At 71.5% G+C, this 18038-nt stretch carries 16 protein-coding genes; 6 read left to right on the top strand and 10 right to left on the bottom strand.

Annotated features, from left to right (window positions below; translation table 11 throughout):
* Positions 1–3: 3 nt before the first annotated feature.
* Complete coding sequence (locus OG866_RS04715; protein WP_329332134.1) at positions 4–1263, top strand: arginine deiminase; 1260 nt, start codon at positions 4–6, stop codon at positions 1261–1263.
* Position 1264: 1 nt separating this feature from the next.
* Here OG866_RS04715 and OG866_RS04710 read toward each other — a convergent pair whose 3' ends face one another.
* Positions 1265–1687 (bottom strand): PaaI family thioesterase, encoded by a 423-nt coding sequence (locus OG866_RS04710; RefSeq protein ID WP_329343919.1) that lies wholly within the window; start codon positions 1685–1687, stop codon positions 1265–1267.
* A 79-nt stretch (positions 1688–1766) separates the two neighbouring features.
* Between OG866_RS04710 and OG866_RS04705 the strand changes: the two genes are divergently transcribed.
* Positions 1767–2195 carry a MarR family winged helix-turn-helix transcriptional regulator gene (locus OG866_RS04705; RefSeq protein WP_329332132.1) on the top strand — a complete coding sequence of 143 codons (429 nt, stop codon included), beginning with the start codon at positions 1767–1769 and terminating at the stop codon, positions 2193–2195.
* Between the two features lie 4 nt (positions 2196–2199).
* Here the strand turns inward: OG866_RS04705 and OG866_RS04700 are convergent, their stop codons facing one another.
* From OG866_RS04700 to OG866_RS04690, 3 genes are all read right to left on the bottom strand, one after another.
* Positions 2200–3759, bottom strand: a complete 1560-nt coding sequence (locus tag OG866_RS04700; RefSeq protein WP_443063636.1) for an FMN-binding glutamate synthase family protein — start codon at positions 3757–3759, stop codon at positions 2200–2202.
* A 76-nt stretch (positions 3760–3835) separates the two neighbouring features.
* Positions 3836–4327, bottom strand: a complete 492-nt coding sequence (locus OG866_RS04695; RefSeq protein ID WP_329332130.1) for a DUF4232 domain-containing protein — start codon at positions 4325–4327, stop codon at positions 3836–3838.
* The gene (locus OG866_RS04690) at positions 4324–5922 is read right to left on the bottom strand and encodes an alpha/beta hydrolase (protein ID WP_329343917.1); all 1599 of its coding nucleotides are present in this window, start codon (positions 5920–5922) and stop codon (positions 4324–4326) included. Before OG866_RS04690 ends, OG866_RS04695 begins: the two co-directional genes overlap by 4 nt.
* 271 nt (positions 5923–6193) lie before the next feature.
* Between OG866_RS04690 and OG866_RS04685 the strand changes: the two genes are divergently transcribed.
* Entirely contained in the window at positions 6194–6841 is a 648-nt protein-coding gene (locus OG866_RS04685; RefSeq protein ID WP_329332129.1) for a chaplin, read from the top strand.
* 64 nt (positions 6842–6905) lie between these two features.
* On the opposite strand, the gene OG866_RS04680 is transcribed toward OG866_RS04685, so the two are convergent.
* The 3 genes from OG866_RS04680 to OG866_RS04670 form a co-directional block, all read right to left on the bottom strand.
* On the bottom strand, positions 6906–7640 hold the full coding sequence (locus OG866_RS04680) for a class I SAM-dependent methyltransferase (RefSeq protein ID WP_329332128.1): 735 nt from the start codon (positions 7638–7640) through the stop codon (positions 6906–6908).
* 76 nt (positions 7641–7716) lie between these two features.
* The gene (locus tag OG866_RS04675; RefSeq protein WP_329343916.1) at positions 7717–12003 is read right to left on the bottom strand and encodes an aminotransferase class I/II-fold pyridoxal phosphate-dependent enzyme; all 4287 of its coding nucleotides are present in this window, start codon (positions 12001–12003) and stop codon (positions 7717–7719) included.
* Positions 12004–12133: 130 nt separating this feature from the next.
* Entirely contained in the window at positions 12134–12613 is a 480-nt protein-coding gene (locus OG866_RS04670; protein WP_329332127.1) for a nucleoside deaminase, read from the bottom strand.
* A 101-nt stretch (positions 12614–12714) separates the two neighbouring features.
* On the opposite strand from OG866_RS04670, the gene OG866_RS04665 reads away from it, so the two are divergent.
* Positions 12715–13491 carry a GNAT family N-acetyltransferase gene (locus OG866_RS04665; protein WP_329332126.1) on the top strand — a complete coding sequence of 259 codons (777 nt, stop codon included), beginning with the start codon at positions 12715–12717 and terminating at the stop codon, positions 13489–13491.
* A gap of 57 nt (positions 13492–13548) precedes the next feature.
* Positions 13549–14487 (top strand): NAD-dependent epimerase/dehydratase family protein, encoded by a 939-nt coding sequence (locus tag OG866_RS04660; RefSeq protein ID WP_329332124.1) that lies wholly within the window; start codon positions 13549–13551, stop codon positions 14485–14487.
* Between the two features lies 1 nt (position 14488).
* Here the strand turns inward: OG866_RS04660 and OG866_RS04655 are convergent, their stop codons facing one another.
* Both OG866_RS04655 and OG866_RS04650 read right to left on the bottom strand, forming a co-directional pair.
* On the bottom strand, positions 14489–15361 hold the full coding sequence (locus OG866_RS04655) for a GNAT family N-acetyltransferase (protein WP_329332123.1): 873 nt from the start codon (positions 15359–15361) through the stop codon (positions 14489–14491).
* 155 nt (positions 15362–15516) lie between these two features.
* Positions 15517–15780, bottom strand: coding sequence for a GlsB/YeaQ/YmgE family stress response membrane protein (locus OG866_RS04650; protein WP_329332122.1), 264 nt, complete (start codon positions 15778–15780; stop codon positions 15517–15519).
* Between the two features lie 280 nt (positions 15781–16060).
* Between OG866_RS04650 and OG866_RS04645 the strand changes: the two genes are divergently transcribed.
* Positions 16061–17500 (top strand): hydrolase, encoded by a 1440-nt coding sequence (locus OG866_RS04645; protein WP_329332121.1) that lies wholly within the window; start codon positions 16061–16063, stop codon positions 17498–17500.
* Here the strand turns inward: OG866_RS04645 and OG866_RS04640 are convergent.
* Entirely contained in the window at positions 17493–18038 is a 546-nt protein-coding gene (locus tag OG866_RS04640; RefSeq protein ID WP_329332120.1) for a hypothetical protein, read from the bottom strand. The two genes, OG866_RS04645 and OG866_RS04640, sit on opposite strands and share 8 nt — an antisense overlap.

Genomic DNA, 18038 nt, shown 5'->3' with positions numbered 1-18038 from the left:
ACCGTGACCAGTAGTCAAGAGACCCGTCCCGCCTACGGCGTCCACTCCGAGGTCGGCAGACTCCGCAAGGTGCTGGTCTGCGCCCCCGGGCTCGCCCACCGCAGACTCACCCCCACCAACTCCGACGACCTGCTCTTCGACGACGTCATGTGGGTGGAGAACGCCCAGCGCGACCACGCCGACTTCGTCAACAAGCTGCGCGAACGGGACGTCGAGGTCGTCGAGTTGCACGATCTGCTGGCCCAGACCATGGCGGTGCCGGGCGCCCGGGACTGGCTGCTGGACCGGAAGATCGTCGCCAACGAGGTCGGCCTCGGCCTCGTCGACCAGACCCGCGCGTACCTGGAGTCCCTCGAACCCGAACGCCTCGCCAAGTACCTGATCGGCGGCCTCGCCACCACCGACCTGCCCGAGGACTTCCGCTCCGGCTATCTGGAACTCGCCCGTGAATCCACCGGCGTACGCGAGTACTTGATGCCGCCGCTGCCCAACACCCTCTACACCCGCGACACCACGTGCTGGCTCTACGGCGGCCTCACCCTCAACCCGCTCTACTGGCCCGCCCGGCACGACGAGACGCTGCTGATGAAGGCGGTCTACAGCTTCCACCCCGACTACGTGGGCTCCACCGTCTGGTGGGGCGACCCCGAACTCGACTGGGGGCAGGCCACGTTCGAGGGCGGCGACATCATGCCGGTCGGCAACGGCGTCGTCCTGATGGGCATGAGCGAGCGCACCTCGCGCCAGGCCATCACCCAGGTGGCCGCGGCCCTGTTCAAGAACGGCGCCGCCGAGCACGTGATCGTCGCCGGTATGCCGAAGCTGCGCTCCGCGATGCACCTCGACACCGTCTTCACCTTCGCCGACCGTGACCTGGTCACCCTCTACCCGAGCATCATGGACGGCGTCCACACCTTCTCCCTGCGGCCCAGCGACAAGGCGCCCGGCATCGAACTGGTCGACGAGGGCTCGACGCCGTTCGTCGACGTCGTCGCCAAGGCGCTCGGCCTGCCCGGGCTGCGGGTCGTGGAGACCGGCGGCGACGTCTACGCCTCCGAGCGCCAGCAGTGGGACAGCGGCAACAACGCGGTCGCCCTGGAACCCGGCGTGGTGTTCACCTACGACCGCAACACCCAGACCAACACCCTGCTGCGCAAGGCCGGCATCGAGGTCGTCACGATCGTCGGCGCGGAGCTCGGCCGAGGCAGGGGCGGCGGCCACTGCATGACCTGCCCGATCGTGCGGGACCCGGTGGACTTCTGAACTACCGCTTCGCGCCCGGCCCGTCGAGCACGGCGATGTTCCCCTGAGCCACCGCGCACAGACTCTGCGCACCGGCGTCGTCGATCGTGAGGACGTCGCAGCGGGTCACGACCCGGGTGCGGCCGGCCCGCACCACCTGGGCGTGCGCGCGCAGCACCGCGCCTGTGGCCGGACGCAGATAGTCGATGGTGAACCCGGACGTGATCAGCCCCGGCCCCGCGACGGTCGCCGCGGCGAGCGTAAGGGTGTTGTCCGCCGCGTAGGAGAGCACGCCGCCGTGGACGAAGCCGTACTGCTGGCGCAGCTCCTCGCGGATGTCCAGCTCCAGGGTGGCCTCGCCGTTTCCGAAAGCCGTCACCCGCGCGCCCAGCAGCCTGCTGAAGGGCTGTTCCGCGAGGACCTTCCCGGCCAGTTCCAGATCCATCGTGCCGCTCACCCCGCACTCTCACTTCATCAGTGAAGTGAGAGTGGCGCGAACCGGTGTCCTCTGTCAACATCGCCCCATGTCCGCCGAGCCCGATCAGCGCTTCTACTTCCTGCTCCAGCGGGCGGCGCACCGTCTGCGCACCTCCGCGGACCGGCGCTGCCTGACCGCCGCCGGGGTCACCACGGCCCAGCTCGGCGCGCTGTTCGCGGTGCGCGACGAGCCGGGCCTGAGCCAGCAGCAGCTCGCCCGCACACTCGGGCTGCGCGAGTCGGCCGTCACCGCGCTCGTCGCCCGGCTCACCGGTGCGGGGCTCGTCGACAAGTCGGCGCATCCGCGCGAGCACCGGGCCGTGGTCCTGGAACTGACCGCGGCCGGAGCCGCGGCGCTGATCGCCGCCCAGCCCGCGATCGACCGCTTCAACGCCGAACTGCGCGGTCTGCTCGGCGGCGACGGCTTCGTGGCGACGGCCGGCGCCCTGGAGCGTCTCGCGCACTGGGAAGGCTGACCGTTCAGATGAACGAGTCCGGGTCGGCCGCCCGCCAGTCCGCGTCCCAGGAGGCGGGCGGCTCCCGCAGCAGCTCGCCCGGGGCGAGCCACTCGTAGAGTTCGGTGTACGGGGCGATCGTCATCGGATCGAGGCGCCGTACCAGCATCTCGGTGGTCAGCTCGCGAGGATCGCTCACCCCCATCGCCGCCATGATCTGCACCGCGCTCTTGACCGTCGCCCGCTGGAACCGGTGCACGCGCGCCGACTTGTCGGCCACGTCCAGCGCGCGGACCCGGCGCGGATCCTGGGTCGTGACGCCGACGGGGCAGGTGTTGGTGTGACAGCGCTGGGCCTGGATACAGCCGACCGCGAACATCATGGCCCGGGCCGCGTTCGTGTAGTCGGCGCCCTGGATCAGCCGCTTGACGATGTCCGTGCCGGTGGCCACCTTGCCGCTCGCGCCGATCCGCACACGGTCCTTGAGGCCGGTGCCGACCAGGGCGTTGCGCACCGTGACCAGCCCCTCGGTGAGCGGCATCCCGAGATGGTCCGCGAACTCCAGCGGCGCCGCGCCCGTGCCGCCCTCGGCGCCGTCCACCACGATGAAGTCGGGCGTCACCCCCTCCGCGAGCATCGCCTTGCACACGGCCAGGAACTGCCGCCGCGACCCCACGCACAGTTTGAACCCGGTCGGCTTGCCACCCGCCAACTCCCGCATCAGACCGATGAACTTGACCAGCTCACGCGGTGTGCCGAACACCTGGTGGTACGGCGGCGACACCACCGTCTCGCCCTCCGGCACATCCCTGGCCCGCGCGATCTCGGCATTCACCTTGGCTCCCGGCAGCACGCCGCCGATCCCCGGCTTGGCGCCCTGGGAGAGCTTCAGCGACACGCACTTCACCTCGGGCAGCGCCGCCTTGTCCGCGAACTCCCGCCCGTCGAACCGACCTTCGGGGGTGCGGCAGCCGAAGTACCCGGTCCCGATCTCCCAGATGAGATCGCCGCCGCCCCGCAGGTGGTACTCGGACAGACCGCCCTCGCCGGTGTCGTGCGCGAAACCCCCGAGCGCGGCACCCCGGTTGAGGGCGAGGATCGCGTGCGAGGAGAGCGAACCGAAGCTCATCGCCGAGACGTTCAGCAGCGCCATGTCGTACGGCACCCGGCAGTCCGGCCCGCCGACCCGTACCGTTGGCACCTCCTCCGGTACCCGGACCGGCCGCATCGACGGCACCAGGAACTCGTACCCGCCTGTGTACACGTCCAGCTCCGTGCCGAACGGTTCCTCGGCGTCGACGCCCTTGGCGCGCTCGTACACGATGCTGCGCACATCGCGGTCGAAGGGCCGGCCGTCGAAGTTCCGCTCGACGAAGTACTGCTGCAACTCGGGCCGCAGCTTCTCCAGCAGGAAGCGCAGATGCCCGAGCAGGGGGTAGTTCCGCAGCACCGAGTGGCGGGTCTGTACGAGATCCCAGGCGCCGAGCGCGGCCAGGGCGAGCAGCGGCCCCGCCGCGCACCACCACCAGGGAGAGACGGCGAGGGACAGGGCCAGGGCCCCGGCCGCACCGAGGATGACCGTCACCAGCAACAGGAAGCGACGCACACCACGAGTCAAACGCAGACGGAGCCGAACGGCGAAAGGTGCAGCGCGTACGGGTTCACCCGATGCCGAGAGCCGCGTCCGCGGCGGACGCCGAGGGCTGCCACCAGCTCGTCACCGGCTCCCACACCCGGATCCGGTCCCCGGCCCCGAGCTGGGACGCCGTGAAGGCGCGGCCCCAGTGGGACGGGTCCGCCGAGACCGCCAGGGCGCCCACCCGGCGGGCCTCGGGGCCGGCCGGGTCGGCGGCCGTCCGGACGGTCGCGTACGCCGTGTCGCCCGCCCCGAGCCGATAGCGCCCGGTGGGGCCCGCGGGCACCGGCTGGGCCGAGCCGTCGAGGTCCTGGAAGGTCACGGTGGGGATGCGGGCCACCGTGCAGGTGCTGCCGCCCCGGTGGGTGACGCTGACGCGCACCACCGACGGGTCGGCCGCCGAGACCCTGGCCCGCAGCGTGAGCGCCCGCTCCGGGCAGACGGGGGAGGCCGTGGCGCTCGCCGGAGCGGCCGTGAGCAGGGCGGCGGTCAGGGTGAGGGCGGTGAGGGGGATCAATGGTCGCTCTCCTCCGAGCCGCAGGAGCTGCCGCTGGGCGGCAGGGTGCCGTAGAGCAGGAAGGCGTCGACCTTGCGCTGGACGCACTTCGAGGAGCCGTACCCGGTGTGGCCGTCGCCCTTGTTGTCGAGCACCACGGCCGCGTCGCCCAGCCGCTTCGCGGTCTCCACGGTCCAGCGGTACGGGGTCGCCGGGTCGCCGCGGGTGCCGACGAGAAGCATCTTCGGGCCGTCGACGTCCCGTACGTCCTCGCGGATGTAGTCGGTGCCCTTGGGGCGGCCGTAGCACAGCAGCACCTCGGTGAGGCGGTAGCGGCCGAAGACGGGGGAGGCCTCCTCGTACTCGGCGCGCAGCCGGCCGAGGTTGCGGGTGATCTGGTCGGCGGTGGGGCGGTCCGGGTCGTCCGCGCAGTTGATCGCCATCAGCGCCGCCGGCAGGTTGTCCAGCGGGACGTCCTCCTCGTCGGCGAGCTCGCCGTCGTTCTCCCCGTCGTCGTCCGCCCGGCCCGGCAGCGCGTAGCCGCCGCCCGAGAAGCTCAGCACACCCCGGGTGTCACCGTCCTCGACGAGCTGGGCGACGGCCCGCTCCAGGGACGGCCACAGCTCCCTGCTGTACAGGGCCTGCGAGATGGCGCCCACGAGGTCCTGGCCGGAGAAGGTGTCGCCCCAGTCGGTCGGCACCGGGTCCTCGTCCAGCGAGTCGACCAGCCGTACGACCTGTTCCCGGGCGGAGCGGGTGTCCTGGCCGAACGGGCAGGCGATGTCGTCGGCGCACCAGTCGATGAAGTCGTCCAGCGCCTTCTGCTGGCCCTCGGCGCCCACAAGGGCCTGCTCGGTCAGGGGCTCGGTCAGCGTGTCCACGCCGTCGAGCACCAACCGGCCCACCTTCTCGGGGAACTGGGCCGCGTACACGGCGCCCAGCCGAGTTCCGTAGGAGAAACCCAGGTAGTTGAGCTTCTTGTCGCCGAGCGCCTGGCGCATCACGTCGAGGTCGCGGGCCGCGTTCACGGTGCCGATGTGGGGCAGGACGGGGCCGGAGTGCTCGGCGCACGCGTCGGCGGCCTTCTTCACCTGGGCGAGGACGGCCCGCGGATCGTCGCTCACGTCGACACTGTCGTCCGTCGCGAGCAGGGCCTCGTCGGTGCCGTCCCCGCAACTGACCGGCGAGGACCGGCCGACGCCGCGCGGATCGAAGGACACCACGTCGTAGCCCTTGGCCAGGCCCATGAACTCATCGCCCCCGGCGGCGAGTTCACTGACCCCCGCTGCACCGGGACCGCCGAAGTTGAGCAGCACCGACCCTCGCGACTCTCCCGTCGCCCGATAGCGGGCCAGCGCCAGCTCCAGCGTGCCGGACGCGGGCCGGGAGTAGTCGAGGGGCACGGTGACCTTGCCGCAGCGGAGGTCCTTGGGCGCCTCCATGCCCTCGCACTTGGACCACGTGACCTTCTGGTCGTAGAACCGCGACAGATCCGGCTTGTCCTTGGCGCGGTGCGGGGCCGCCGTCGGCAGCGCCGTGCCCAGCAGTGCCAGTCCGACCGCCGAGGTGATGGCGCAGCGCCGGACCCGGGGCCGCGTACACAGCTTGGCCAGCATCAATGCCTCCAGGGGCGCCCACAGCGGACCGGGGAACGGCACCCACGCTCACGATAAGCGGCCCCCTGGAGGGTCGCCTCCGGGCGGGCGGGATCATATGAAGTGCCTTATCCTGTGCCCCTCGATGCGTATTCGACGGCTTTACGGCTAGTTCGACGACCGTGACGCTCGATGGGGTGAAAGGCCGATAAGCCATAACTCGGATGGTTCGTCTGCGTTTTATCCGGTGCGGGTGACTGCCCGCGACCCATGTCTGGAAGGCAGGGAACCTATGAAACGGGTTACCCGAAACGGTGTGATCGCCGTCGCCGCGCTGTCCGGCGCCATGGCTGTGTCGATGCCGGCGTACGCCGACTCGTCGGCGGAGGGTGCCGCGGCCGACTCGCCCGGGGTGATCTCCGGCAACACGATCCAGCTGCCGGTGCATGTGCCGGTCAACGTGTGCGGCAACACCGTGAACGTGGTCGGGCTCCTCAACCCGGCCGCGGGCAACAACTGTGTCAACGAGGGCGGGGGAGACTCCGGGGCACCGGCGGGCGCCGCGGCCCGGGGCGACGAGAAGGACTCGCCCGGGGTGATCTCCGGCAACGGCGTCCAGCTCCCCGTCCACCTCCCGGTGAACGTCACCGGCAACAGCGTGAACGTGGTCGGCGTCGGCAACCCGGCCACCGGCAACAGCTCCGGCAACAGCTCCGGCGGCCGGCCCCCGAAGACCCCGGCGCACCCGGCCCCGAAGCCGCCCGCCCCGCCCAAGGCGCACCCGGGCCCGAAGGCCCCCTCCACCCCACCCCGGCAGCCCGTGGCCTCCCTCGCCCACACCGGCACCGACCTCACCCTCCCGGCCGCGGCGGGCAGCGCCGCGCTGCTGCTCGGCGGAGCGGCGCTGTACCGGCGCTTCCGCCCCGGGGCGGAGCGCTGATCCCTCCCCGCGAGGACGACGGAAGACCCTGCCGGAATGGCGACCGGCGGGGCCTCCGCCGTGTTCACGAAGGCGCCACGGTGGCTGTCATCAGGACCATCCCCGAGTCCCCGTAGTCCGGCAGCGTCGGATCGGAGTCGATGTGATGGACCGTCAACTCACTGGTGATCGGGGCGAAGACGGCCCTCACCGTCTCGGGATCCACGGGGCACCCGGGCCACCTCGACGCCGGCCCGATCCGGTACGTCGGCATGTTCTCCATGAACGCCGCCACCAGATGCCCGCCCGGCGCCACACACCGCGCGAACGCCCGGCAGAACTCCGTGAACTCCGTGCGGTCCTCGGTGGCGCCCTCCGCGACGAAGTGCATGGACGCGAGCCCGTACCCGCCCCGTTCGAGGGCGCGGACGTCCTGGTGGACGACGTGCACCCGCGCCAGCGACCCGGCCAGCGTCGAGGGCAGTTCGGGATTCAGCCGTCGGCACAGTGCGTGGAAGGGCAGCCAGCTCGCTTCGGGCCCGCACAGGATCTGCCGCTCCAGATAGGCGATGTTGCCGGCCCCCGCCTCCACGGCCTCGATCCGGCGGCTCGCGGCCGACGCGAGGATCAGCGGGTAGAGGTTGGGCCCCGCCCCGAACTCCACCGACCGTGAGATCCCGCCCGGTGCGAACCGGCGGTAGAAGGCCGAGTGGTGGGCGATGACCGCCGCGTCCGAGGGATGCACCTCGCGGTAGTTCTCCGCGAGGTAGTCGGCGACCGGCCACCGGTCCCAGTCCACGTCGTCGTTGTGCGTCGTCATCGCCGCCTCAACCCTTCGACCGTCGCCGCCTCGACCCTTCGGCCAACGCCGCCTCAACCCTTCGGTCATCGCCCTCTCACTCCTTCGCCCGTAGCCGGAACCGCGCGGTCAGCCGCGACAGGGTCGCGGTGAGCCGCTCGATGTCCTCGTCGGAGTTGAGGGCCGTGATCTGGACTCGGAAGCCGACCCGGTCACGCGGTACGAGGGGATAGGCGGCGAGCGTGACATAGATGCCCTCCTCCCACAGGAACGCGGCGACCGCGTCGAGGTCGGACGGGTCCGCCAGCGGAATCTCCAGGATCGGCAGCCGGTCCGTGTTGAGGGTGCGCACCTCCAGGTCGTCGAGATGGTCGAGCACCCGGACCGTCTTGCGGTACAGCTCGGCCCGGATGCCGTCACCGCGACGCTCGTTGACGTCCAGACCGGCCAGCACGGTCGCGAGGGACGCGGTCGGTGACGGGCCCGAGTAGAGGTAGGGGGCGGCGGCCGTCTTCAGCCGGCCCTTCAGCTCCGTCGGCAGGGCGAGGAACGCCAGCAGCGACGAGTACGCCTTGGAGAAACCGGCGGCGAGCACGATCCCGTCGTACGACTCCCCGGTGTGCCGCACCACGCCGTTGCCGCGTGAACCGTACGGGCAGGACTCGTCGGGGGCGCGCTCCCCGATGACACCGAACCCGTGCGCGTCGTCGACGTACAGCGTCGCGCCCCGGCCCCGGCACACGGCCGCCAGCGCGGGCAGGTCGGGCACGTTGCCGCTCATGCTGTTGACGCCGTCCAGGCACACCAGGCGGGGCCCACTGCCGGGCACCGCGGCCAGCAACGCGTCCAGTTCCTCGGGGCGTTCGGCGTGGAAGCGGCGCAGGGTGGCGCCCTGGCCGCGGGCGACGACGCAGCCGTCGTAGACGGTCCGGTGCGCGGTCGCCTCGACGAAGACATGACCGCCCTCGGCGAGGACCGGGATCACCGAGGAGTGGATGAGCGTCAGCGTCGGCAGCAGCAACGTGTCCGGCGCGCCCAGGAGTTCGGCCAGCCGCTCCTCGATCTCCGGATACGGCCGCGGGCTGCCGATGAGCCGCGACCAGCTCGGGTGGGTGCCCCAGCGGCGCACCATGGGCTCGATCCGCGCGGCGATCTCAGGATCCCAGTCGAAGCCCAGGTAGTTGCAGGAGGCGAAGTCGATCAGCCAGTGGCCGCGGCTGCGGATGTGCCGGCCCCGTACCTCGTCGAGGACGGCGTCGGTCATGAGGCTGGTGCGCCGCAGATGCTCCAGGTCGGCCCAGCGCACCGCCCGCTCGCCGCGCACGGGCGCCCTGCGGGGGGCGGCGGGCGCGCCGTCGGTGACCGTCGCGCGCCGTACCCCGTCCCGCTCCCGCAGTACCCGCTCGCTCTGCTGGACCGTCATCGGCCGGGCGAACAGATAGCCCTGCCCGAACCGGCACCCCATGCCCAGCAGCAGATCCCGCTGCCCGGGCTCCTCGATCCCCTCCGCGATCACCTGCATCCCGAGTGTGTCGGCGATGCGCACGATGCCCTCCACGAGGGCGACCTGCTGGGGGTCGTGCGTGATGTCGTCGATGAACGTCTTGTCGATCTTCAGTACGTCGATCGGGAAGTCCCGCAGATAGCGCAGCGAGGAGAAACCGGTGCCGAAGTCGTCCACGGCGATGTGCACGCCCAGCTCCTTGAGCGCCTGTAGCACCCCCTGGATCTGGATGTCGTGACGCAGCAACAACGTCTCGGTGAGCTCCAGTTGCAGTGATCCCGGCGCCAGCCCCGGCGTCCTGAGCGCCTCGCCGACCTGGTCGACGAACCCGGCGTCGCGGAACTGCCGGGCGGAGACGTTGACGCTGACGTACGGCGGCTCGCCCGGCCCCGGCAGCCGCTGGAGCCCCGCGATGTCCTGCACCGCGTTCTCCAGCACCCAGGAGCCCAGCACCGCGATGTGCCCGGTCTCCTCTGCCAGCGAGATGAACTGCTCCGGCGACACCGGCCGGTGGCGCGGGGAGGGCCAGCGCACCAGCGCCTCGAAGCCGACCACCTCGCCCGCGGTGATGTCCACGACGGGCTGGTAGCGCAGCGCGAACTCCTTTCCGGCGACCGCCCGGGCGAGCCGGCTCTGGAGATCGTGCCGCTCGACCATGCGCGTGTGCAGCAGCGGCTGGAAGCGCCGCCACTGCCGCTTGCCCGCCGCCTTCGCCGCGTACAGCGCGAGATCCGCGTGGCCCAGCAGCTCCTCCGCGTCCGTGCTGTCCCGGGCCGTGGCCACCCCGACGCTCGCGGACACCGTCACCGACTCCTCGCCCAGCTCGAACGGCCGGGTCAGTGTCTGGATCACCTGCGCGGCGAGCAGCTCCGCGTCCAGCGGCTCGCGGGCGTCCTCCATCAGCACGGCGAACTCGTCGCCGCCCAGCCGGGCCGCCGTGTCGGTGCGCCGCAGCGCCTTGGCCAGCCGGCTGCCGACGGCGATCAGCAGATGGTCGCCCGCGGAGTGACCGAGGGTGTCGTTGACCTGCTTGAAGTCGTCCAGGTCGATGAAGAGCAGACAGGTCAGGGAGGACTCGCGACGGCCGCGCAGCAGGGCCCGCTCGATGCGCTCCAGAAGCAGGGTCCGGTTGGGCAGGCCGGTGAGGGAGTCGTGGAAGGCCCGCTGGGTCAGCTCGTGCTCCAGACGCCGCTGCTCGGTGACGTCCCGCAGGGTGACCACCAGCCCGGCGACGGTGCGCTCGTCCCGGAAGTCGCTGCACCGCACCTCCACCTCGACCCGGCCCTCCCGGTGCCGCACCCACCAGTGGTCGTGGGCGGCCCGCGGGCCGCTCTCCCGTACGCCCTGGAGCTCCCGGGCCGCGCGGTGGCGGTCACGGGGATCGACCAGGTCGGGCAGCGAGGCCCCGACGAGTTCCGCGCCACCGAAGACGGAGGCGGCGGACGGGCTGGCGTACCGGATGGTGTTGTCGTCCTCGACGATCAGGATGACGTCGGAGGCGTTGCGCACAAGGGTGCGGAAGTAGGCCTCGCTCTCCCGGCGGATGATCTCCTGGCGCAGCGCGACCCGCTCGACGGCCAGGCCCGCGTGCGAGGCGAGGATCTCCAGCGAGGCGCGGGTCTCGTGCAGCGGCTGGGGCGGCCCGGCGACCAGCAGGACCCCCGGGATCTGGGCGGCCGGCCGGTCGGGCGGTGTCATCGGGCAGGCGAGGACGGCGGGCAGGCCCGCCAGGCCGGTGGCGATGTCGGGGCCGAGCTCGCCGCGGGGCACCATGCGGCTGCCCCCGGGGACGAACTCCGTGGCCCGCTCGGCCGGCAGCAGCAGGGTGCGGTGCCGGACCGCGGGGCCGAGCAGGGTGTCGACGGCCGTCTCGCAGGACCGGGCGACCTCCTCCTGCCGGACCGCGGAGACCAGCGAGGCCCCTGCCCGGCGCAGTGCCAGCTCGCGGACCACCGCCTTGCGGTGGACCACGACGATGCCCGCGAGACGCAGGATGACCAGCAGGAACAGCACGCTGGAGAAGGCGGCGATGACGGCGGCGTGGTGGGGCGAGCCGCTCAGCCCTTCGTAGAGCAGGATGCCCGGCGCGATGAGCGTGGCCACGGCCAGCAGGATCAGGCGGCGCGGCCGGGGGAGCAGGGACACCTTCTGCGGGACGGCCGAGGTCAGCTTCACCATCGAGGGATGCAGCGCGGCCAGACCCCACGCCGTGTAGAAGACGATCCACCCGGTGTCCAGCAGGGTGCCGGTCTCCCACATCGCGTTGAGCTGGAGGAAGCCGTACGCGATGTCGAAGCCGAGCAGCGTGGCGGTGCCGACGACCAGCAGCTGCACCGACCGGTTGTGGCCGTCGACCGGGCTCGGTGTCAGCAGCCGGGCCAGCAGGGCGAGGACGAGCACGTCACCGAGGGGGTAGGCGACGCTGATCGCCCGCTGCTGCCAGGTCAGCCCGTCCACCTCGGTGAGCGGCTGCACCAGGTACACCCACACCGGCAGCGCGAGCCCGCTGGTCAGGATCAGGGCGTCCAGCAGACTCGGCAGGTCGTGCCCCGACCACCGGTAGCGGACCAGCCCGGACAGGCCGATCGCGAAGAGCGGATAGGTGGCGAGATAGCAGGCGTCCGCGGGGGAGGGGAACGGGTTGGAGGCGTCGAAGTAGTCCTCCAGCACGTTGTAGTACGTGTCGCCCGCGGTGAAGGTCAGCAGACCGGCGGCGAGCACCCACCAGGGCCAGCGGTGCGCGGGACGGTGCAGCCGGCTACCGATGAGTACGGCGGCGACACCGCTGAGTCCGATGACGGCCCACACCGGCGTGCGCGCGCTGGGGACCGTCAGATAGACGATGGTGGCGACGGCGACCGCGATGATGTAGGCCGTCATCAGCCGGTGTGCCGGCAGCAAAGGCAAGCGCCTCCCCCTGTGGAGGAGACCGGGCCGTCCTACCTGGTCCGGGATCCTTTCCGATCGTAGGCATCCCACCCGTACGGGCGCATCCCGAGGCCACGGGGCGTCACCGCCGGTGGAAGCGGCGGTGCAGCGCGTGCACCTCCTCCGCGAGCTCCGGCACCGGCCCGTCCACGACGACGTCCGGCGCCACCTCCCGCACCGGCAGGGCCCGCACCGGTGCCGAGGGCACGCCCAACTCCGTCAGCCAGCCCACCAGTTGCTCGGACGAGACCACGTACACGATGCGGCCGAGGCCCACCCAGGCGTGCGCTGCCGCGCACATCGGACAGTGCTCGCCGGAGGTGTACACGGTCGCCGCCGCCCGCTCCTCGGGCGTCATACGGGCCGCGGACCAGCGCGCCAGCTCGAACTCGGGATGCCGGGTGCGGTCCCCGGAGGCCACCCGGTTGTGGTCCTCGGCGAGCACTGTGCCGTCCCCGCCCACCAGGACCGAACCGAACGGCTCGTCCCCGGCCTCCAGTGCCTGTGCGGCCAGCTCCACGCAGCGGCGCAGATACGACAGCTCCCCGTCCTTCACGACCATGGCGTACGGCCCTCCTCGACCCGGCGTCCCAGCGATGCACCCGGACCATCATGGCCCGTAAAGGTGTTGCCCCGGGTGCTTCCTGGTGCTGGAGTGAACCCATGGATCATGCCGCGGTGCTCGCCCTGTACGACCGGGACATGCGCGAGGGCGCACAGCCGGACAGCCCGGAGTCCCGGATCGAGCGGACCGGCAAGGTGGTCCGGCAGGTCTCCACCGCGCAGGGCTGGAACGGCGTGGTCTGGTCCGATCTCGACGACAGCGGCGCCGACGCGGCCATCGCCGAGCAGATCGCCTACTTCTCCGGACTCGGGCACGAGTTCGAGTGGAAGCTCTACGGACACGACCTGCCCGTGGACCTCGGACAGCGGCTCCGCACGGCCGGGTTCACCGCGCAGCCCGAGGAGACCCTGATGATCGGCGAGGTCAACGACCTCACCCTGGACGCCGAGCCGCCCGAGGGCATCCGGATCCTGCCGGTCACCGACCGGCCCGGCGTCGACCTCGTGGCCGATGTGCACGAGGCCGCCTTCGGCACCGACAGCACCCGGCTGCGCCACCAGCTGCTCGCCCAGCTCACCGCCGACCCCGAGACCGTGGTCGCCGTCGTCGCCCTGGCCGGGGACACGCCCGTCAGCGCCGCCCGGATGGAGCTGGTGCCCGGCACCCGGTTCGCCGGGCTGTGGGGCGGCGGCACCGTCGAGGCCTGGCGCGGGCGCGGCATCTACCGTGCCCTGGTCGCCGTACGGGCCCGCGAGGCCGCGGAGCGCGGCTACCGCTACCTCCAGGTCGACGCCATGAGCACCAGCCGCCCCATCCTGGAGCGCCTCGGCTTCGAGCCCCTGACGACCACCACGCCGTACCTCTACACGCCGTGACGTAGCGCACATGGGCAGGGATGTCACATCCGCGTCCGCCCGATCCGTCGCACAGACATGACGACGAACCAGAGCAACGACAGAGGCCGGAGCCAGAGCATCCTCCTCGCGGGCGCGAGCGGCGTCCTCGGCCGGCACATCACCCACGCGCTCACCGAGGCGGGCCACAAGGTCACCGGGCTCGGCCGCGGCCGGGACAACGGGGTGCGGGCCGACCTCATGGACCGCGACGCCGTGCTCCGCGCCGTCGACGGCCAGCACTTCGACACGGTGATCCACGCGGTGACGGCCCTGAGCAAGGCGCCCCTGCGGCACCGCGACATGTACGCCACCAACGCCCTGCGCATCGAGGGCACCGCCCATCTGATCGAGGCCGCACAGGCGACCGGCGCCCGCCGCTTCGTCGCGGAGTCGATGGTCTTCGGCTACGGCTACGGCGACCACGGCGACCGGGAGCTCACCGAGGACGACACCTTCGGACCGCGCGGCGCGAACGCGGAGTTCGAGCGGCACCTCGCCGGCATGCGCACCAAGGAGCAACTGACCTTCGAGGCCCCCGGTCTCGAGGGCGTGGCTCTGCGCTACGGCGCGTTCTACGGCCCCGGCGGCACCGAGAACCTGCTGCCCATGCTGCGCAAGCGGCAACTGCCCGCCCCCGCGGACCACGGTCACGTCGTGCCCTGGATCGAGCTGGGCGACGCGGGCCGTGCGATGGTCGCCGCCGTCGAGCACGGCCGGCCCGGCCAGGCGTACAACGTCGCCGACCGCACGCCTCTCGGGTTCCGGGCCCATCTCCTCGCCGTGGCCGAGGAGTTCGGGGTGCCGAAGCCGATGAACGTACCGCTGTGGATGATGCGGCCGATGTCGTACGCGCACGCCATCATGGCGTCGACGCTGCGGGTGTCCATCGCGAAGGCTGAGCGGGAGCTGGGCTGGACGCCGGTGTACCCGTCGGCCCGTGAGGGTCTCGCCGCGCTGCGGGCGGGCCGGCGCTGACTCAGAGGTCCAGCTGGTACTCCACCGCCTGGTGCGTGGGCACGTACCCGAGGGCCGCGTTGACGGCGAGCATGGGTGCGTTGCTGTCCGCGGTGTCCGTGAGCAGCCCGGCGAGATCCGGGTGCCGCTCCCGGGCCCGGCGGACGGACGCCGACTTCATCCAGCGGGCCAGTCCGCGGCCCCGGTGCTCCGGCAGGACGGCCGTCCCGTAGTGCTGGCCGTCCCCGAGCCCGTCGCCCGGCACGACCAGCTCGGAGAAGCCGACGATCGTTCCGTCCGTGGTGTCCACCGCGGCGACGGTGTGCAGCAGATCCCCGCGCCGCGCGACGGCCTCGGCGGCGGCGACCACGCGCTCCACGTCCCAGACGACCGTGCCGTAGTCGGTGCCCTCCATGGGCATGTCGTCCATGGCCCGGCGTGAGTCGGCGTAGGACTGGGCCAGTTCGGCGGGGACGGTGCCGTCCCACTCGGTCAGCTCATAGCCGGGACGCGGCGGTTCGGCGATGGCGGCGGGGTCGACGTCCTTGAGCGTGAGCCTGGCGTACGTGAGAGCCAGCACCCGGCGAAAGTCCCGCGCGGCGAGGAACTCGTCGGCGGCGGAGCCCTGTTCGGCCTGGGCGATCACTGATCGTCGCCCCTCGTCCCGGGCTGCGGCGACCGCGGCGTCCAGCAGCCGGGTGCCGACACCCTGTCGTCGCTCGGTGGGGTGCACGGCGATCTCCAGCTCCGCGAGGTGCTCCTGGCCCTCCTTGGTGAACAGCCGCAGGAAGGCGGATCCGACCGGTGCCCCGTCTGCGGCGGAGGCGAGCCAGGCCAGACGGCGGCTCGACGGACCGGAGGCGGGGTCGGTCAGCGGGACGATACGCAGGGTCAACGGAACTCCGTCACGGTCGGGTTCGGGCGGCGAGCCCGCCTGAGCCCTACGCGGGACGACGGACTTTGGTCCGCGTCCGGCTCGGGCGGCGAGCCAGCCGAAGCTAGCTGCCGCCCGATCGTGTCCGCAACGAGTTATCGACCGTTCGCCTCCGGTCAGTGGCGGGCCCTCGTCCGGTCCAGGGCGGCGACGCCGACCGCGGCGAGGCCGATCTGGATGAGCCACTCGATCCAGTCCACGCCGTTGGTGTCGGCCACGTCCAGCCCCGCCGCGATCGCCGAGCCGAGCAGTGCGGCCACGATGCCGACGAGGATGGTCAGCAGGATGCCGATGCGCTGCCGGCCCGGGATCACGAGCCGGCCCAATATGCCGATGACGATGCCGATCACTATGGCGCTGATGATTCCTGAGATCTCCATCTCAGCCCCTCCTCTCAAGGCCCCCGCACTCGTTCGAATGCCCCCGGGAGCCGGGGACAGTCCGTGCCGTTTCAACCAACGGCCAACGCCGAGTCAAGCGTTGGCCCAGTGTTCGAAGGGACGTCTGTTCAGTGTCATGGCTGCCATGTACCTTTCAATTCGACGGTCGCAGGTCAGTCGTGCGGCCGCAGTTCTACGCGCGCAGAACTGCCCTGCGTCTACGCGTGTAGCCATGGCCCCGCACCCGCTTCTGCCCCAACCCCACACGGAGGTAAGCCGGATGCCCCAGCTGCCCAGATCACGCCACAGACTCACCACCGCTGTCACCGTGTTCGGCCTGCTGGCCACGGGCGCCGCCGTCCAGGCGGCCACCGTGACCCCGGCCGCCGCGGCCACCCCCCACCGGGTCCTGTTCGACAACGCCCACGCCGAGACGGCCGGCAACGCCGACTGGATCGTCTCCACCAGCCAGCCCGACCCGCTGGGCCAGGACTCCTCACCGTCCTCCGAGACCGACTGGACCGGCGCCCTGTCGTCCTGGGGTGTCGCCCTTCAGAAGAGCGGCGACTACAGCCTGAAGACACTGCCGTCCGGCTCCAGCCTCACCTACGGCGGTTCCGGCGCCCAGGATCTGGCGAACTTCGACACGCTCGTCCTGCCGGAGCCCAACACGCTGTTCACGACTGCCGAGAAGACGGCGATCATGAACTTCGTGAAGAACGGCGGCGGGCTGTTCATGATCTCCGACCACACCGGTGCCGACCGCAACAACGACGGTGAGGACGCGGTCGAGATCCTCAACGACCTGATGACGAACAACAGCGTCGACTCCACCGACCCGTTCGGTTTCTCCATCGACTCGCTGAGCATCAGCTCCGACTACCCGAGTGCGATCAGCGACAGCAGCAGCGCGGTGCTGCACGGCTCCTTCGGCACGGTCACCAAGAGCCTGATCGCGAGCGGTACGACGGCCACGCTCAAGCCCGCGGACAACGCGTCGGTCAAGGGCCTGCTCTACCGCACCGGTTACTCCGGCAACACCGGCGCGTTCTTCGCCACCAGCACCTTCGGCAGCGGCCGGGTCGCGTTCTGGGGAGACAGTTCACCCATTGACGACGGCACGGGCCAGTCGGGCAACACGCTCTACGACGGCTGGAACGACTCCGGCGCCACCAACGCCGCCCTCGCCCTCAACGCCACCGAATGGCTCACCGGCGGAAGCAGCGGCGGTGGCGGCGGCTCCACCTGCACCGCGGCCCAACTCCTGGGCAACAACGGCTTCGAGTCGGGCAACACCACCTGGAGCGCCAGCAGCGGCGTGATCACCAACTCCAGCAGTCAGTCCGCCCGTTCGGGTGCGTACTACGCCTGGCTGGACGGCTACGGCTCCGCGCACACCGACACGCTCGCGCAGTCGGTGACCATCCCCTCGGCCTGCACCACCGCCACGCTCAGCTTCGCTCTGCACGTCGACACCGCCGAGACCACCACCAGCACCGCCTACGACACCCTCAAGGTGCAGGTCCTCAACAGCTCGGGCACGGTCCTCGGCACCCTGGCCACCTACTCCAACCTCAACGCCGCGAGCGGCTACACCCAGCGCAGCCTCAGCCTGGCGAGCTACGCGGGCCAGACCGTGACCCTCAAGTTCACCGGCACGGAGGGCTCCACGCTCCAGACGTCGTTCGTCATCGACGACACGGCGCTCAACGTCAGCTGACCTTGGCACCGGCCCATCCGGTCGAGGCCACCACCTCGGCCGCGATGTCGATCACCGTGCGCCCGTCGGTCACCACCCGCAAGGTGTCGGCGGGCGCACGCTCGTCCAGCAACCGCGCCTTGCGCGCGCTGCCGAGCAGCTCTTGCTCCAACTCGGACCCCAACTCCCGCCCGGCCAGCCGCTGTCCGGCGGTCTCGTCGGTGGCGGTGAGCAGGACCCGTACGATCCGTACGTCGTCCCCCATGACCCGCCGCCACATGCCGGTCGCCTCGTCGAGCACGGACACGGTGTTGGTGTAGACGAGCCGCCGACACCCGAGCCTGGCGTAATTCGCCCATACCGCGGTGAGGTTGCGCTCCGCGACGAGGGCCCGATGCGGATCGTCCGCGGGCGCGGGATGCACCGCCCCCATGAAGTCCCCGTCGATCACGGCGTGCGCGACCTCCGCGCCCCGCAGCCGCGCCGACACCTCCCAGCCCACGGTCGTCTTCCCGACGCCGGCCCGTCCGCCGATGAGCAGCACCTCGGAGTGATCCAT

The sequence above is a fragment of the Streptomyces sp. NBC_00663 genome (genome assembly GCF_036226885.1).
Classification (GTDB): domain Bacteria; phylum Actinomycetota; class Actinomycetes; order Streptomycetales; family Streptomycetaceae; genus Streptomyces.
The sequence above is the reverse complement of the archived record's forward strand: the minus strand, read 5'-3'. Positions and strand labels throughout refer to the sequence as shown.

Bases quoted from the DNA above. Each gene is read 5' to 3' on its own strand.
- OG866_RS04710 (WP_329343919.1), bottom strand. From the start codon at position 1,687: ATGGATCTGGAACTGGCCGGGAAGGTCCTCGCGGAACAGCCCTTCAGC.
- OG866_RS04705 (WP_329332132.1), top strand. From the start codon at position 1,767: ATGTCCGCCGAGCCCGATCAGCGCTTCTACTTCCTGCTCCAGCGGGCG.
- OG866_RS04690 (WP_329343917.1), bottom strand. From the start codon at position 5,922: ATGCTGGCCAAGCTGTGTACGCGGCCCCGGGTCCGGCGCTGCGCCATC.
- OG866_RS04685 (WP_329332129.1), top strand. From the start codon at position 6,194: ATGAAACGGGTTACCCGAAACGGTGTGATCGCCGTCGCCGCGCTGTCC.
- OG866_RS04680 (WP_329332128.1), bottom strand. From the start codon at position 7,640: ATGACGACGCACAACGACGACGTGGACTGGGACCGGTGGCCGGTCGCC.
- OG866_RS04675 (WP_329343916.1), bottom strand. From the start codon at position 12,003: ATGACGGCCTACATCATCGCGGTCGCCGTCGCCACCATCGTCTATCTG.
- OG866_RS04670 (WP_329332127.1), bottom strand. From the start codon at position 12,613: ATGGTCGTGAAGGACGGGGAGCTGTCGTATCTGCGCCGCTGCGTGGAG.
- OG866_RS04665 (WP_329332126.1), top strand. From the start codon at position 12,715: ATGGATCATGCCGCGGTGCTCGCCCTGTACGACCGGGACATGCGCGAG.
- OG866_RS04660 (WP_329332124.1), top strand. From the start codon at position 13,549: ATGACGACGAACCAGAGCAACGACAGAGGCCGGAGCCAGAGCATCCTC.
- OG866_RS04650 (WP_329332122.1), bottom strand. From the start codon at position 15,780: ATGGAGATCTCAGGAATCATCAGCGCCATAGTGATCGGCATCGTCATC.
- OG866_RS04645 (WP_329332121.1), top strand. From the start codon at position 16,061: ATGCCCCAGCTGCCCAGATCACGCCACAGACTCACCACCGCTGTCACC.
- OG866_RS04640 (WP_329332120.1), bottom strand. From the start codon at position 18,038: ATGGATCACTCCGAGGTGCTGCTCATCGGCGGACGGGCCGGCGTCGGG.